This window comes from Ancylobacter sp. GW821-FHT10E12 (genome assembly GCF_058809335.1).
On the sequence record NZ_JBXASN010000003.1, the window covers coordinates 144,720 to 160,568 of the forward strand.

12 protein-coding genes are annotated in these 15,849 nt (G+C 69.0%); all 12 read right to left on the bottom strand.

The features are described from left to right. Complete coding sequence (locus AC1RU4_RS04920; RefSeq protein ID WP_492889909.1) at positions 1 to 3,090, bottom strand: efflux RND transporter permease subunit; 3,090 nt, start codon at positions 3,088 to 3,090, stop codon at positions 1 to 3. 10 nt (positions 3,091 to 3,100) lie between these two features. Continuing rightward, entirely contained in the window at positions 3,101 to 4,204 is a 1,104-nt protein-coding gene (locus AC1RU4_RS04925) for an efflux RND transporter periplasmic adaptor subunit (RefSeq protein WP_492889910.1), read from the bottom strand. Between the two features lie 154 nt (positions 4,205 to 4,358). Beyond that, positions 4,359 to 5,288, bottom strand: coding sequence for a 5'-methylthioadenosine/S-adenosylhomocysteine nucleosidase (locus AC1RU4_RS04930; protein ID WP_492889911.1), 930 nt, complete (start codon positions 5,286 to 5,288; stop codon positions 4,359 to 4,361). A 102-nt stretch (positions 5,289 to 5,390) separates the two neighbouring features. Continuing rightward, complete coding sequence (locus AC1RU4_RS04935; RefSeq protein WP_492889912.1) at positions 5,391 to 6,857, bottom strand: gamma-aminobutyraldehyde dehydrogenase; 1,467 nt, start codon at positions 6,855 to 6,857, stop codon at positions 5,391 to 5,393. Positions 6,858 to 6,881: 24 nt separating this feature from the next. Continuing rightward, positions 6,882 to 7,682, bottom strand: a complete 801-nt coding sequence (locus tag AC1RU4_RS04940) for an ABC transporter permease (RefSeq protein ID WP_492889913.1) — start codon at positions 7,680 to 7,682, stop codon at positions 6,882 to 6,884. Positions 7,683 to 7,832: 150 nt separating this feature from the next. After that, the gene (locus tag AC1RU4_RS04945) at positions 7,833 to 8,780 is read right to left on the bottom strand and encodes an ABC transporter permease (protein ID WP_492889914.1); all 948 of its coding nucleotides are present in this window, start codon (positions 8,778 to 8,780) and stop codon (positions 7,833 to 7,835) included. After that, entirely contained in the window at positions 8,777 to 9,817 is a 1,041-nt protein-coding gene (locus AC1RU4_RS04950) for an ABC transporter ATP-binding protein (protein WP_492889915.1), read from the bottom strand. The genes AC1RU4_RS04945 and AC1RU4_RS04950 overlap by 4 nt, the downstream gene beginning before the upstream one ends. A gap of 145 nt (positions 9,818 to 9,962) precedes the next feature. Further along, positions 9,963 to 11,126 carry an ABC transporter substrate-binding protein gene (locus AC1RU4_RS04955; RefSeq protein ID WP_492890118.1) on the bottom strand — a complete coding sequence of 388 codons (1,164 nt, stop codon included), beginning with the start codon at positions 11,124 to 11,126 and terminating at the stop codon, positions 9,963 to 9,965. Positions 11,127 to 11,260: 134 nt separating this feature from the next. After that, entirely contained in the window at positions 11,261 to 12,190 is a 930-nt protein-coding gene (locus tag AC1RU4_RS04960; RefSeq protein WP_492889916.1) for a LysR family transcriptional regulator, read from the bottom strand. Between the two features lie 354 nt (positions 12,191 to 12,544). Further along, a complete protein-coding gene (locus AC1RU4_RS04965) occupies positions 12,545 to 13,381 on the bottom strand; it encodes an IS5 family transposase (protein WP_492889917.1) in 837 nt (278 codons plus the stop codon). 517 nt (positions 13,382 to 13,898) lie between these two features. Further along, positions 13,899 to 15,116 (bottom strand): NAD(P)/FAD-dependent oxidoreductase, encoded by a 1,218-nt coding sequence (locus tag AC1RU4_RS04970; RefSeq protein WP_492889918.1) that lies wholly within the window; start codon positions 15,114 to 15,116, stop codon positions 13,899 to 13,901. Beyond that, on the bottom strand, positions 15,113 to 15,838 hold the full coding sequence (locus tag AC1RU4_RS04975) for a lysophospholipid acyltransferase family protein (protein ID WP_492889919.1): 726 nt from the start codon (positions 15,836 to 15,838) through the stop codon (positions 15,113 to 15,115). The genes AC1RU4_RS04970 and AC1RU4_RS04975 overlap by 4 nt, the downstream gene beginning before the upstream one ends. Positions 15,839 to 15,849: the final 11 nt, after the last annotated feature.

Sequence of the window (15,849 nt, forward strand, 5' to 3'; positions counted from 1 at the left end):
TCACTCCGCCGGCGCGGGCGCGGAAGGAGCGTGGACCGGGGTCGGCGTCACCTCGGCGGCGGGGTGGACGTGGATGCGGCCAATCAGCGAATACACCGTCGGCACCACGAACAGCGTCAGCAGCGTGCCGAGCGACATGCCGCCGACGATCACCCAGCCGATCTGCTGGCGGCTCTCCGCCCCGGCGCCGGTGGCCAGCGCCAGCGGCACCGCTCCGAGCACCATCGCGCCGGTGGTCATCAGGATCGGGCGCAGGCGCAGCACCGCTGCCTCCACCACCGCCGCACGCCGGTCCAGCCCGGTCTCCTGCTGCTGGTTGGCGAATTCGACGATCAGGATGCCATGCTTGGTGATCAGGCCGACCAGCGTCACCAGACCGATCTGCGAATAGACGTTCAGCGTGCCGCCGGCATAGTAGAGCGCGGCGAGCGCGCCGGTCATCGAGAGCGGCACGGTGAGCATGATGATCACCGGATCGCGGAAGCTCTCGAACTGCGCCGCCAGCACCAGATAGATGAAGCCCAGCGCCAGCACGAAGACCAGGACCAGGCTCTGGCCGGCGGCGCGGAACTCGCGGCTCTGGCCGGAGACGTCGGTCTGCACCGTGTCCGGCAGCACCTCGCGCGCCGTCCGGTCGAGGAAGGCGAGCGCCTCGCCCTGCGAGAAGCCGGGAGCGAGATTGGCGGAAAGGGTCGCCGAACGCAGCTGGTTGAAGCGCTTGAGCTCCTGCGGCGCCACGCTCTCGCGCACGTTGACGAGGTTGGAGAGCTGCACCATCTGCCCGCCCGCGGAGCGCAGATAGATGGTGTCGAGCGTGGTCGGCGATGCCCGCTCGCGGGCGTCGAGCTGGACATAGACGTCATATTGCTCGCCGCCGACCTCGAAGCGGGTCACCTGCCGTCCGCCGAGCAGGCTCTCCAGGGTGCGACCGAGCACCGCGACATCGATGCCGAGATCGGCGGCCTTGGAGCGGTCGATGGTGATCGATATCTCCGGCTTGTTGAGCTTGAGGTCGCTGTCGAGGCTCACCAGCCCGGGATAGTCGCCGATGCGGGCGAGGAACTGGTCGACATAGGTGTTGAGCTCCTCATAGGTGCCGGAGGTCTGCAGCACGAATTCGATCGGCCGGGAATTGTTGGAAGCGCCGAGCGAGGCCGGATTGTTGGCATAGGCGTTGACGCCGGCGATGCGCCGCAATTGCGGCGTGGTGCTGGCGACGATCTCCTGCTGGCGGCGGCCGCGCTCATCCCAGTCCTTCAGCCGGCCCATGACCAGGAAGCGGTTCACCTCCGGCATGCCGTTGATGATCAGCACCGAATCCATCTCGGGGATCTTCTCGAGGATGCCGTCGATCTGGGCGGTGTAGCGGGAGGTGTAGGCGAGGGTCGAGCCCTCCGGCCCGTTGCCGGTGACGCGCACCGTGCCGCGATCCTCCACCGGCGACAGTTCCGAAGGCAGGATGGTGATGAACCAGGCGCTCGCCCCGGCGACCACGAGCGCCACGAGGAGCACCAGCGCCCGCACCCGCAGCACGCCGCCGAGCGTGCGGCGGTAGCCGTTCTCCAGCCCGCGCAGGCCGCGCTCGACGAAGGCGGAAACCCGGCCGGGATTGGCCTCGTGCTTCAGCAGCCGCGAGCACATCATCGGGGTGAGCGTCAGCGCCACGAAGCCGGAAACCAGCACCGCGCCGGCCAGCGTCAGCGCGAATTCGAGGAACAGCCGCCCGGTGCGGCCGGGCGCGAAGGCGACCGGCGCATAGACCGCGGCCAGCGTCAGCGTCATCGCCACCACCGCGAAGCCGATTTCCCTGGAGCCGCGGATGGCGGCGGGAATCGGCTTCATGCCGTGCTCGATATGGCGGAAGATGTTCTCCAGCACCACGATGGCGTCGTCGACCACGAGGCCGATGGCCAGCACCATGGCGAGCAGGGTCAGCGTATTGACGCTGAAGCCGAGCGCATACATCAGCGCGAAGGTGGTGATCAGCGAGATCGGAATGGTGATCACCGGGATCAGCGATGCCCGCCAGGAACGCAGGAACAGCACGATCACCAGAACCACCAGCACCACCGCCTCGAGGATGGTGTGGAACACGGCGCGGATCGAGCGGTCGATGAACACCGAATTGTCGTTGCCGATGGCGGCGCTCATGCCCTCCGGCAGGCTGGAATTGACCTCGGGCAATACCGAGCGCACCCCCGCGGAGACGTCCAGCGGATTGGCCACCGCCTGCTTGATGACGCCGACGATGATCGCCTGCCCGCCCTGGAAGCGGCTGGAGCGCCGCTCGTCCGCCGCGCCCAGCTCGACGCGGGCGATGTCGGCCAGCCGCACCTGCGCCCCGCCCGTGCGCTTGACGACGATATCCTCGAACTGGTCGACGGTGGCGAGCGCGGTGCGCGAGAGCACGGTGAACTCGCGGTCGGCGCTCTCGATGCGGCCGGAGGGAATCTCGACATTCTGGGCGCGCAGCGCGTCCTCGACGTCCTGGACGGTGAGGTTGTAGGCGGCAAGGCGCTCGCGGTCGATCCACACCCGCATCGAATAGCGGCGCTCGCCGAAGATCTGCACGTCGGCGACGCCGGTGAGGTTCTTGAAGCGGTCGACGACGTAGCGGTCGATATAGTCGGAAAGCTCCAGCGCGTTCATGCGGTCGGAGCGGAAGACGATGAACACCACCGGCTGGGCGTCGGCCTCCACCTTGGAGATCACCGGTTCGTCGATCTCGTCGGGCAGGCGCTGGCGCACCCGGCTGACGCGGTCGCGCACGTCGCTCGCCGCCACGTCCGGGTTCACTTCCAGCCGGAAACGCACGGTGATGCGGCTCGATTCCGAGCGGCTGGTGGATTCGAGGACGTCGATGCCCTCGATGCCGGCGATGGAGCCTTCCAGCACCTGCGTCACCTGGCTCTCGACGATGCTCGCCGAGGCACCGGGATAGCGGGTGACCACCGAGACCACCGGCTCGTCGATATTGGGATATTCGCGCACGGTGAGCCGGGTGTAGGAGACGATGCCGACCAGCACCATCAACAGGCTGAGAACCGTGGCGAAGACCGGGCGGCGGATGCAGAGCTCGGAAATGCCCATCGCCCCCGCCTCACCCCTGCGAGGCGGGCGGCGTCGGCACCACCTCCACCGCGGCGCCGGCGCGCAGCCTGGCTTGCCCGGCAACCACGACGCTGGCGCCGGCGGGCACGCCGGCGACGATCTCGACCTCGCCCGACCGGCGCTGGCCGAGCTGCACCTTGGTCTCCACCGCCTTGCCGTCGGCCACCAGCCAGACGAAGCGCTCCTGACCGCGCGGGACGATGGCGCTTTCCGGCACGAAGACCGTGGAACGGCTCTCCAGCCCCTTCACCACCACCCGCACGAACAGGCCGGGGCGCAGCACGAGGTCGGTATTGGGCAGGCGCGCGCGCACGCTGAGCGAGCGGCCATTGACGTCGATCATCGGGTCAATGGCGTAGACGGTTCCGGTGAAGGCCCGGCCGGGCATGGCGTCGACGACGATCTCGACGCTTTGGCCGACGGCGATGGCGCCGAGGAACACCTCCGGCACCTTGAAGTCGACCTTCAGCACGTCGATCTTCTCAAGGTTCACCAGCGCGGTGCCGACCGGGATATAGGCGCCGACCGAAATCGCGCGCAGGCCCACCACCCCGTCGAACGGGGCGGCGATGGTGTGCTTGGAGAGCTGGACCTGCTGCAGGTCGAGCAGCGCGGTGGCGGTGTTGAGCTCCGCCAGCGCCTCGTCGAGGGTGCGCGCGGTGCCGGAGCCGCTCTCGCGCAGGCGCTGGGCGCGCTCGAAATTGGATTTGGCGAGGTTGAGACGCGCCTCCATCTCGGCCTGCGAGGCGGCGACGAGGGCGGTGTCGAGCTTCACCAGCACCTGGCCGGCCCATACCTGCTCGCCTTCCCTGAAGCGGATATCCTCGATCCGCCCGGCGACCTCGGAGGCGACCTTCACGGATTCGTCCGATTGCAGGCTGCCGATCGAGCGGATGTCGGCCGTGACCTGCTCGGCCCGCGCAACGGCTACCTCAACAGGAATGCGCGGCGCGGCGGGGCGTGCTTCCGGTGCGGCGCGCGCCTCGCCCTGCACCAGCTTCATGCCGTCGGCGACCCAGCCCTTCTGATAGCCGAGGGCCGCGACGGCTCCCAGCACGGCCAGTCCGACGATCACAAAGGTCAGTCGCCGCATGCACCCTCCCTCATCCGTACCGCTCCCGAAGCACGGAACCGTCCTAACGTTTAGTCAACAGATGGCAAGGCGGGTGCCAACTTAAAACTTCGTCATGTTGGGCCGCAGGCGATCACAACAATGCGTTTGCCATCTAGCCGCGCGACGCGCCGCCTCAATCCCGCAGCGCCCTGAGGAACGTGCGCATCACCGCCACCGAATTATTGGCCGCCAGTTCCTCGAAAATGCGGATCTCGTTCTCGCCCGGCCCGCCGCCGGCAAGGTCCGACAGCGCCCTGAAGACGATGAACGGCACGCCATTGGTGGTCGCGACATGGGCGATGGCGGCGCTTTCCATGTCCAGCACCTGCGCCTTGAACGTGTCGAAGGTGTAGGTTCGGAACGCGGCATTGTCGACGAAGGCCGCGCCGGACACTCCGTTGCCGCCCACCCGCACGCGCGGCGCCTTCAGCAGGCACACAGTCTCGGCGCTGCAACGCCGGAGCTCGCCGTCGGCTTGCGCCTCGGTCCGGCGCGCGACGTCGAGCAGGACGGGATCGACATCGAACCAGAACTGCCGGGGCGAGGCATCGCTGCCCTCGCGAAACACGCGCACGCCGCGCGGAAAGATCATGCCGTAATTCGGCAGGTCGGTCCTGGAACCGGGCGGCAGGCGGAAGCCGTCCGGCGTCTCGCGCGCGAAGATGGCCTCGAGATACTGTCCCCAGCGCTCGGGAACCGCGATGTCGCCGATATTCAGCGAAGGGTCCACGCCGCCGGCAATGCCCGAGACCACGATGCGGGTCACATTATAGCGGTCCAGCGTCATCTGGGTGGTCATGGCGGCGTTCACCATGCTGACCCCGGTCATCACCAGCACCACCGGCTTGCCCTCGATCTCGCCGGTGACGATGGGGACGCCCTTGACGTTGCGTTCCTCCATATGGGTCGCGACCGCCCGCAGCGCCTTCCATTCCGGCTCGAAGGCGCACAGCACGGCCGTGCGGGGAGTGGCGTCGACCGGCTCAGCGGCAGCGGGCAGGAATCCGACCAGGAGGACGAGCGCGGCAAGCAACAGGCGAGCCGGCAAAACGGCGGACGGCATGGACACCCCCGAGGGATAGATCGGTGCTTGGCGACAGGCGCCGAGGAACCTCGATCCTACAGGCCGTCGGCACCCGCGCACCAGTGTGCAGGCGTCGCATCCTCAGCCGTTCTTCACCATGACATGGCGCACCACGGTGTAGTCCTCCAGCGCATAGGTCGACAGGTCCTTGCCATAGCCGGACTGCTTGAGGCCGCCATGCGGCATCTCGCTGACCAGCATGAAATGGCAGTTCACCCAGGTGCAGCCGTACTGGAGGCGGGCGGCGGTGGCGAGGCCTCTCGACACGTCCCTGGTCCAGACCGAGGAGGCGAGGCCGTAGTCGCTGTCATTGGCCCAGGCCACCGCATCGTCGACATCGGAAAAGCGCGTCACCGAGACCACCGGCCCGAACACCTCGCGCCGGACGATCTCGTCCGATTGCAGCGCCCCGGCGACCACGGTCGGCTCATAGAAGAAACCCTTGCCGGTCGCGGGGTCCCCCGAGACCTTGCCGCCGGTGGCGATCTCGATGTGGTCGAGCTCGCTCGCCCGCTCGACGAAGGAGGCGACACGCGCCCGCTGCCGCGCCGAGATCAGCGGGCCGATATCGTTCTCCTCGTCCCGCGGCGAGGCGAATTTGAGGGTCGACACCGCGGAGGCGAGGTCGGCCACCAGCTTCTCGTAGATCGCGTCCGCCGCATAGATGCGGCAGGCCGCGGTGCAGTCCTGTCCGGCATTGTAGTAGCCGAACCCCCTCACCCCCTCGACCACCTCGGCAAGGTCGGCATCGTCGAACACGATCACCGGCGCCTTGCCGCCGAGTTCGAGATGGGTGCGCTTCACCGACCGGGCGGCGGCGGTGAGCACCTTCTTGCCGGTGGCGATATCGCCGGTCAGCGAGACCATCGCCACTTTCGGGTGGTTGATCAGCGTGTTGCCGACGCTCTCGCCGCGCCCGACCACGACATTGACCACGCCGGCGGGGAAGATGTCGGCGATGATCCTCGCCAGCTTCAGAAGCGTCAGCGGCGTCTGCTCGGACGGCTTGATCACCACCGTGTTGCCGCCGGCCAGCGCCGGGGCGAGCTTCCATGCCGCCATCATCAGCGGATAGTTCCACGGCGCGATGGAGGCGACGACGCCGATGGGATCGCGGCGGATCATCGAGGTGTGGCCGGACAGATATTCGCCGGCCACCATGCCGTGCTGGGTGCGCACCGCGCCGGCGAAGAAGCGGAAGCAGTCCACCACGCCGGGAATCTCGTCGCGCAGCACCGCATGGCGCGGCTTGCCGCAATTGAGCGCCTCCAGCGTCGCGAAGCCCTCGGCCTCCGCCTCAATGCGGTCGGCGAGCTTGAGCAGCAGGTAGGAACGCTCGGCCGGGGTGGTGCGCGCCCATGTCGTGAACGCCTTCGCCGCCGCGTTCACCGCCGCGTCGATCTGGTCGGCGGAGGCCTCCGGCAGCTCGATCAGCGTTTCCTCGGTGCGCGGGTTGAGCACGGTTTCCGGCGTCTCGGTACCGCCGACGAAGGCGGAGCCGATCAGCATGCCGGTGTCGAAGGATGCGGGTGCCTGGGAAATGGTCATGGGGCTTCTCCCTGTTTGCCGCCGTTATTTGCCGCCGGCCCTGGCCGGCCCGCCCTCGCGGGTGAGGTAGTAGGCGGCGAGGATCGGCAGGAAGGTGACGACGATGACGAGGACGGCGACGACATTGGTGACCGGCCGCTGGCGCGGGCGGATCAGTTCGGACAGCATCCAGATCGGCAGGGTGGATTGCTGGCCGGCGGTGAAGGTGGTGACGATGACCTCGTCGAAGGAGAGCGCGAAGGCCAGCATGCCGCCGGCGAGCAGCGCGGTGCCGATATTGGGCAGCACGACAAGGCGGAAGGTCTGGAAGGCGTCGGCGCCGAGGTCCATCGAGGCTTCGATCAGCGACGGCGACAGCCGGCGCAGGCGCGCCACGGCGTTGTTGTAGACCACGACGATGCAGAAGGTCGCGTGGCCGAGCACGATGGTCCAGAACGAGAAGGGTATCTCCATCAGGCCAAAGGCCTGGCGTAGCGCGATGCCGGTGACGATGCCCGGCAGGGCGATGGGCAGCACGAACAGCAGCGAGACCGGCTCGCGGCCGAAGAACTTCGCCCGCGCCAGCGCTCCGGCGGCCAGCGTGCCGAGCACCAGCGCGATCAGCGTCGCGATGGCCGCGACCCGCAGCGACAGGCCGACCGCCGCCCAGATGTCGGCGCGTCCCCACACCACGCCGAACCATTTCAGCGTGAAGCCGGGTGGCGGGAAGGCGTAGCTCCTCTCCTCGGTGGTGAAGGCATAGAGCAGGATGAACAGCAGCGGGATGTGCAGGAAGGCGAGCCCGCCGAGCGCCGCGATCTTGAGGGAGAGTGATGGGCGGTTCATCGATGCGCCTCCCCGACTTCACCTCTTCCCGTGGGGGAGAGGCCGGATGAGGGGCGACAGCGCTCCACCCCCCGGTGCGGGCCCCCCTCACCCCACCCCTCTCCCCGTCGGGGAGAGGGGGCCGGGTCGTTGGCGCGGAAACGCACTCCCTCACATCGCATCGAACGCCCCCGTGCGCTTGGCGAGCGTCAGGAACAGCGCCATGACCAGGATCGGCACCAGCGAGAAGGCGGCGGCGAGCGGGATGTTCCCCGCCGTGCCCTGCAGCGTGTAGACCGCCTGCCCCAGCACCAGCGCCGAGGTGCCGATGATCTGCGGAACGATGTAGTCGCCCAGCGTCAGCGAGAAGGTGAACACCGCGCCCGCCACCACGCCGGGCATGGCCAGCGGCAGGATCACCGTGCGGAACGTGGTGCCGGGACTGGCGCCGAGATCGCCGGCCGCCTCGATCAGGCTTCCCGGCACCCGCTCCAGCGCCGCCTGTACCGGCAGGATCATGAAGGGCAGCCAGAGATAGGTGAAGGTCAGCACCATGCCGGTATAGGAGACCGACAGCGACGGCCCGCCGACCAGCGGCAGCGCCAGCCAGGCGTCGAGCGCGCCGTCGAGGCCGAGCCGGGAGGCGAACCAGGAAATGGCGCCCTCGCGGGCGAGCAGCAGCTTCCAGCCATAGACCTTGACCAGATAGCTCGACCAGAGCGGCATCATCACCGCGAGATAGAACGCCGCCTTGGCGCGGGGGCCGGCATAGCGCGCGGCGTAATAGGCGATGGGAAACGCGATCAGCGCGCAGAGCAGCGTCACCGCCGTGGCGATGCCGACCGTGCGCATCAAGATGTCGAAATTGGCCGGGCGGAACAGTTCGAGCAGCGTCGCCGTGGTCGGCTCGTAGACGATGGTGCCGGCGAACTCGTCGATGGAGAAGACCGACTGGCCGAGGAAGACCAGCAAGCTGCCGAGATAGACCACACCGAGCCACAGAAGCGGCGGCAGCAGGAGCAGCAGCACGATGAGATGGCCGCGCCGCATCAGCGCGTCGGAAAGGCGGCGCAGCATGCCCTCGCGCGGGGCCGGCAGGTCGAGCGAGACCAGGCTCATCCCTCGCCCTCCATCGGCTGCAGCGCCGCGCGCGGAATGGCGAGCCGCACCGTCTCGCCCGGTGCGGCGACGGCCAGCCCGGCCGGCACCGCGGCGGTGAGCGGCGCGCCGGCGGCCATGCGGGTGGCGATGCGGCGCACGGGGCCCTGATAGGACACGTCGACGACGCTCGCCTCGACAAGCGCGCAGCCCTCCGGCAGCGGCGCTCCGTCGGGCAGCAGCGCGATCTTCTCCGGCCGCAGGCTGGCGAGGCGGCGCGGGGCACCCAGTGCGGCCGCCATCTCCGCCTCGATCACATTGGCGGCGCCGACAAAGGCGGCGACGAAGCGCGTCGCCGGGCGCTCATAGACGTCTTCCGGCGGACCGACCTGCACGATGCGGCCCTCGTTGAACACCGCCACCCGGTCGGCCATGGAGAGCGCCTCGCCCTGGTCATGGGTGACGAAGACGAAGGAGAGGCCGAGCGCCCGCTGCAGCCCCTTCAGCTCGACCTGCATCTCCTCGCGCAGCTTCAGGTCGAGCGCGCCGAGCGGCTCGTCGAGCAGCAGCACCTTGGGCCGCACCACCAGCGCGCGGGCGAGCGCGACGCGCTGGCGCTGGCCGCCGGAGAGCTGGGCGGGACGGCGGGCCTCCAGGCCCGCGAGCTTCACCAGCGCAAGCGCTTCCCGCGCCAGCCTCTCGCGCTCGGCGCGGGCGACGCCACGCACCTTGAGGCCATAGGCGACGTTCTCGCCGACCGAGAGATGCGGGAACAGCGCGTAGTCCTGGAACACGGTGTTCACCGGCCGGCGATAAGGCGGCAGGCCCTCCACCGTCTCGCCGAAGATCTCGATATGGCCGGCATCCGGCTGCTCGAAGCCGGCGATCAGCCGCAGGCAGGTGGTCTTGCCGGAGCCCGAGGGGCCGAGCATGGCGAAGAACTCGCCCGGCGCGATGGAGAGATCGACCCCGTCCACCGCCTTCACGGCACCGAAATGCCGCGCCACACCGGCGAAGCGGACGGCGGGAGTGGCGGGCGGAGAAGCGGGAGCGGGCATCGAGGTCTCGAATGGGTTGTCGTCAGGTCGCAGGCCGCCGTGGCCGGGCGGACCCCGGCCATTCACGAGCGCATCGACGGCGTGGATGCCCGGCCCGTCTCCGACTGGAAAAGGGCCGGGCAGGTCAGGGGCGGCGGGGTCGGCCTCAGCGGCCGCCGAGCACCGCGATGTAGTCCGACACCCAGCGGTAGTAAGGCACGCAGCCTTCCGCCTGGGTCGGGCACTTGGCGACCGGGGTGCGCCAGAAGTGGATCTTCTCGAAATCCTCCGCGCCGTTGGTCTTGCAGCCCTCGGCGCCGAGCAGTTCGTTGCCCTTGCAGGCAGCGGGCACGGCCGGAACCGAGCCGAACCAGGCGGCAAGGTCGCCCTGCACCTTCGGGCTGATCGAGTGCTCCATCCACATATAGGCGCAGTTCGGGTGCTTGGCGTCGGCGTGCAGCATGGTGGTATCGGCCCAGCCGGTGGCGCCCTCGCTGGGAAGGGTCGAGGCGACCGGCTTCTTCTGGCTGACCAGCAGGTTGACCTGGAACGGCCAGGACGAGGAGGCGACGACGCCCTCATTGGTGAAATCGTCGACCTGGATCATCGCGTCGTGCCAGTAGCGCTGCACGATCTTGCGCTGCGCCCGCAACAGGTCGAGCGCCGCCTTGTACTGCGCCTCGGTCAGCTCATAGGGGTCCTTGATGCCGAGCTCGGGCTTGTGCGCCATCAGATAGAGCGCGGCATCGGCGATGTAGATCGGGCCGTCGAAGGCCTGCACGCGGCCCTTGTTGGACTTGCCGTCCGGCAGGGTCTGCTCCTCGAACACCACGTTCCAGCTCTTGGGCGCCTCGCCCTTGAAGGCTTCCGTGTTGTACATCAGCACGTTGGAGCCCCACTGATAGGGCACGCCGTAATGCACGCCGTTCACCGTGTGCCACGGCGCGCTCTGCAGGCGCTCGTCGACGGTGCCCCAGCTCGGGATCAGCTTGGCGTTGATCGGGGCGACCTTCTTGCCGGCAATGAGCCGCAGCGAGGCGTCGCCGGAGGCGGTGACGAGGTCGAAGCCGCCCTCGTTCATCAGCGCCACCATCTCGTCCGAGGTGCCGGCGGTCTTCACGTTGACCTTGCAGCCGGACTTCTTCTCGAAATCGGTGACCCAGTCATAGCCCTTGTCGGTCTCGCCGCGCTCGATATAGCCGGCCCAGGCGACGATATCGACCTGGCCCTCGCCCTTGCCGAGCTGCTTTAACTCAGCAGCGACAATGGGTTGCACGGTGAGGGCGGTGCAGGCGACGAGCGCCGGCAGATGCAGATAACGGGTGGGCATGTATCGCGTGCGCATGTCGGTTCCCTCTGTTCTGCGGGCATCATCGGCCCTTTGAGGGAAGTGTGCCGCTGCGTCGTCGAGGCCGCCACACCAAAGAAAAGAACGCAGGCATCGGAAAAACCGATGAGTGATATTCAGGCGATGGCGCCGCCATGGCGTACCCGGCCGGCCTGGCGGGTGCCGGCGATGGACAGGAAGCCGCCGGCGGCCGGCGAAAGCGGCGAGCCGCGCCGCCACGCGGTCGCCACCTCGATGGCCGGCAATTCCTCGGCGAGAAGCCGCGCCTCGATCTTGTCGCCTTCCAGCGACCAGGGGCGATAGGTGAGATCCGGCATCACCGCGACGCCGGCGCCGGTCGCCACCAGCGAGCGCACCGCCTCCACCGAGCGGGTGCGGAACGCCACCGGCGGGCGGATGCCGAGCCTGCGCCAGACGATCTCGGAGGCCTCGGCGATCTCGTCGATGGTAAGCAGCACATGCGGCTCGGCGGCAAGATCGCGCAGGCTGACCCGCTCCTCCGCCAGCGCCGGATGGCCGAGCGGCATCCACACCCGATAGGGCGAGACCTCCACCGGCTCGGTCTGCAAGGCGGCGGAACGCCTTCCGGGCGGCAGCACCATCACCGCGACGTCGAGCTCGCCGCCGACCAGCAGGTGCTCGAGATAGTCGCCGGCATCCTCCACCGCCTCCACCGCCACGCCGGGAAAGGCGCGGCGGAAGCGGGCGAGCAGGTCGGAGAACACATAGCCGGCGACCAGCGGCGTCACCCCGACCGAGAGGCGTCCCTCAAGGGTCGCGCCCTCCGAGCCGGAAAGCGCGCGGCGGGCATCGGCGACGTCGCCGAGGATTTTTCGCGCATGGCGCAGGAAATGGTGGCCCTTGAGGGTGAGGTCGGCACCGCGGGCGTGACGGTCGAGCAGCTTGAAGCCGAGATCGAGCTCCAGCTCGCGCAGCGCCTCGGTCACCGTCGATTGCGAGATCGACAGGATATGCGCCGCCGAGGACACCGAGCCGTTCTCGGCCACGGCGACGAAATATTGCAGCTGGCGCAGTGAAAATGCCATCGGAAATCCCGATATGCGTGAGGATTGCCGATGGTAGCACCGTATTGCGGCGGCTGAACAGGGCCGTCCGGTGCCACGGATGACCCGTGCAGTGAGGTGTACGATCAGGCCGAAAACGGAACGAGGCGGCGATGGCGAGCCGTCGGGGCTGCATCCGCCGTCATCCCAGCGGCCGGCAGCCGATCCGGGATCGAAGCCGCGCTTCGGCCGGGATGACGGAAGCGGGGGACGATGGGCATCGCTGGCGGGGCATCGCCGCTGAGCTGGTGGCCGCCCCGAGGCGTGCGTAGCCGGTACGGTTCTGCGTCCTTCGAGGCCCGGCTGGGCCGGGCACCTCAGAGTCTGGCTCGTAATTCATGAGTGGTGTTTGGCGCGGGCGATCTTTCGGATGGCGAGCTTTGCGTTGGCGATGAAGATCCATGCGGTCTGGCTTTCGGTGGACGCTTCATAATCCTTGGCGAGGCGGCGGTTGCGGCCGAGCCAGGCGAAGGTGCGCTCGATCACCCAGCGCTTGGGTTCCGGCACGAAGTGGCCGAGGCTCTGGTCGCGGGTGACGATGTCGATGGTCCATGGACCGGTGCCGGCCAGCGCGGCGTGGAGCTTTTGGCCGCGGTAGACGCGGTCGGCGAAGACATGGCGCAAGGTCGGGAAGCTGGCGCCCAGGCTGCGCAGCAGCGGGACCGCGCCGTGGCTGTCCTGGATGTTCGCGGCATGGACGTGCACCGCCAGCAGCCGGGCGGAGGTATCGGTGACGATGTGGCGCTTGCGGCCCTTGACCCGTTTGGCGGCATCGAAGCCGCGCGGGCCGCCGCTTTCCGTGGTCTTGACGCTCTGGCTGTCGATCACCGCAGCCTGCGGCACCTCCGGCCGACCGGCGGCGCGGCGCAGGCGGGCCGTCAGTTCGGCGTTCAGCCGCCCCCAGAAGGCCTGGTCGCGCCAGCGGTAGAAATAGCGCTGCACCGTGGAGCGGGGCGGGAAGTCGCGCGGCAGCCCGCGCCAGGGGCAACCCGTCCAGACCATATAGAGCAAGGCCTCGAGCACCGCACGCAGGCTGGTCCTCGGTCGTCGTCCGCGCCGCGCCGGGGCCGGCAGCAGCGGCGCGATCAACTCCCACTCCCGATCCGTCAGGTCGCTTGCGTAGTGTTCGTCGCTGCGCTGATAGTCCGGTCGGGTGGTCTCGGTCCAGGCCATGATGATCTCCATCGTTGCTTCGCAACCACGACGGAATCACCCAGGGCCGGGATCACCTACTCACATTTACGGGTCAGACACTCAGGATGACGGACGTGGTGAAAACCACCTCAGGATGACGGGCGTGGCGAAAACCACCTCGGGGTAACGGGCGTGGTGAAAGCCACCTCAGGATGACGGGCGTGGTGAAAGCCACCTCGGGATGGCGGGCGTGGTGAAAGCCACCTCGGGATGGCGGGCGTGGTGAAAGCCACCTCGGAGCCTGACTCACAATTCAGTTGGCCGATCGAACGCCGCCTTTTCCACCCTCATGCCCGGGCTTGACCCGGCGCACCCAGACTGTCCTGCCCGTACCTGCGTATGGGCTGGATGCCCGGGTCAAGCCCGGGCATGAGGGTGCATCTGAATTTTCAGGAAGGCTCCCAGCATAGCGGACGCGGTGAAAGAATTCGGTCACCCGCCATGCCGGGGAGCGGGGCGCGGCCCCGCTCTCGAAGCACGCAGGCCCGCGCCGCCCTCACCGCCCCAGCAGGCTCTTCAGCTCGAAGCCCTCGTCGCCGGCCTGCTCGGGGGTGAGCGTTGGCGTGCCGGCGAGCAGGCGGCGGCCGAGCATGTGGTCGGCCGGGCGGTTGACGCTCTCGATGGCGGTGAGCCGCCCGTCGCGGAAGCGGAACACCGAGAAGCGACGCGAGCCCGGATCGCCGCGCCGCACCTCGTCGTCGCCGGGATGCGCGAGGCCGACCATCTGCAGCTTCAGGTCGGCCTGATCGCTCCAGAACCACGGCACCGCCTCATAGGGCTGCACCCGGCCGGTGAGCCGGGCGGCGAGGCAGCGGGCCTGGTCGGCGCCGTTCTGCACCGATTCGAGCCGTACCGACGCGCCGTCCCAATGCCGGCTCGGATAGAAGGCGACGTCGCCGATGGCGGAGATCTCGGGGTCGGAGGTCGCCAGATGCGCATCGACGACGATGCCGTTCGCCACGTCCAGTCCGGCGGCGGCGGCCAGCTCGACATTCGGCACCACCCCGATGCCGACCACCACGAGATCGGCGGGCACCGGCTCGCCGTCGGCGGTCTCCACCGCGACGACGCGCCCGCCCGCCCCGACGAGCCGGACGACGCCGGCGCCGAGACGCAGGTCCGTGCCCATGGCGCGATGCTCGGCGGCGAAGAAATCCGACATGGTCCGCCCCAGCGCGCGGCCGAGCACGCGCGCAGCCGCCTCGATCACCGTGACCTCGTGACCGAGCTTGCGGGCGACGGCGGCGAATTCCAGCCCGATGAAGCCGGCGCCGATCACCGCCACCCGCCCCGCCGCCGGCAGCCGGGCCTTGATGGCCTGGGCATCCGCCAGCGTGCGCAGGTAGTACACGCCGTCGAGCTCCGCGCCCGGCACCGGCAGCACGCGGTTGCGGGCGCCGGTGGCGAAGACGAGATGGCCGTAGGGCAGCTTGGCCCCGTCCTCCAGCATCACCCGCCGCGCCGCGCGGTCGACCGCGACCACCCGGCCATGGGCGAGGCCGATGCGGTGGTCGGCGAAGAAGGCGGCCGGGCGCAATTCGAGATGCTCCTCGTCCGCCTCGCCCTTGAGATAGGCTTTCGAGAGCGGCGGGCGCTGATAGGGCAGGCCCGGCTCGTCGCCGACCAGCGTGACGGGCTCGTCATAGCCGGCCTCGCGCAGGCTGGCGGCGAGCTGGAAGCCGGCCTGCCCGGCGCCGATGACGACGACGCTCATGATGCGTTCTCCATGCCGAGCTCCACATGCGCCACCAGCCGGTCGCGCTCCTCATAGATGGCCTCAGCCGCGCGCTGCATGAACACGGCGTCCGGCAGGCCGGGTGGCAGCGCCGGCAGGTAGCTGACGCGGATGGTGCCCCGGTTCAGCTTGAAGCTGCGCCCCGGCCAGAACAGGCCGGCATTGTGGGCGACCGGCACCGCCGGCACGCCGAGCGCCTTGTAGAGCAGCACCATGCCGCGCTGGAACTCGGCGCGCTCATGCGGCCCGCGCCTTGTGCCTTCCGGGAAGATCAGCAGGCTGCGCCCCTGCGCCACCGCCTCGCGGCCCTCGCGCAGCATCTTCTTCAGCGAGGAGGCGCCGCCGTTGCGGTCGATGGCGATCATCGGCGAGCGGCGCAGGAACCAGCCGAAGACCGGGATGCGGCCGAGCTCCTCCTTCATCACGATGGCGATGTCCGGCACCAGCACGGCGAAGGCGATGGTCTCCCAGGCCGACTGGTGGTTGACGACATAGAGCGCCGGCCCGGCCGGGCGGTTGGCGCGGCCGATCTCGACATGCGAGACGCCGCCGACCCCGCGCAGCAGGGCGAGCACGCCCCGCGCCCAGAAGCGCGAATAGGCGCGCACCCGCACCGGGCTGTTCATCAGCCCCAGCACGGGGGCGCCGAGCGCCAGAAGCAGCGTCCACAGGACGAGAAGCGGCAGGAACAGGAAGGACATCGGGCTTCCGG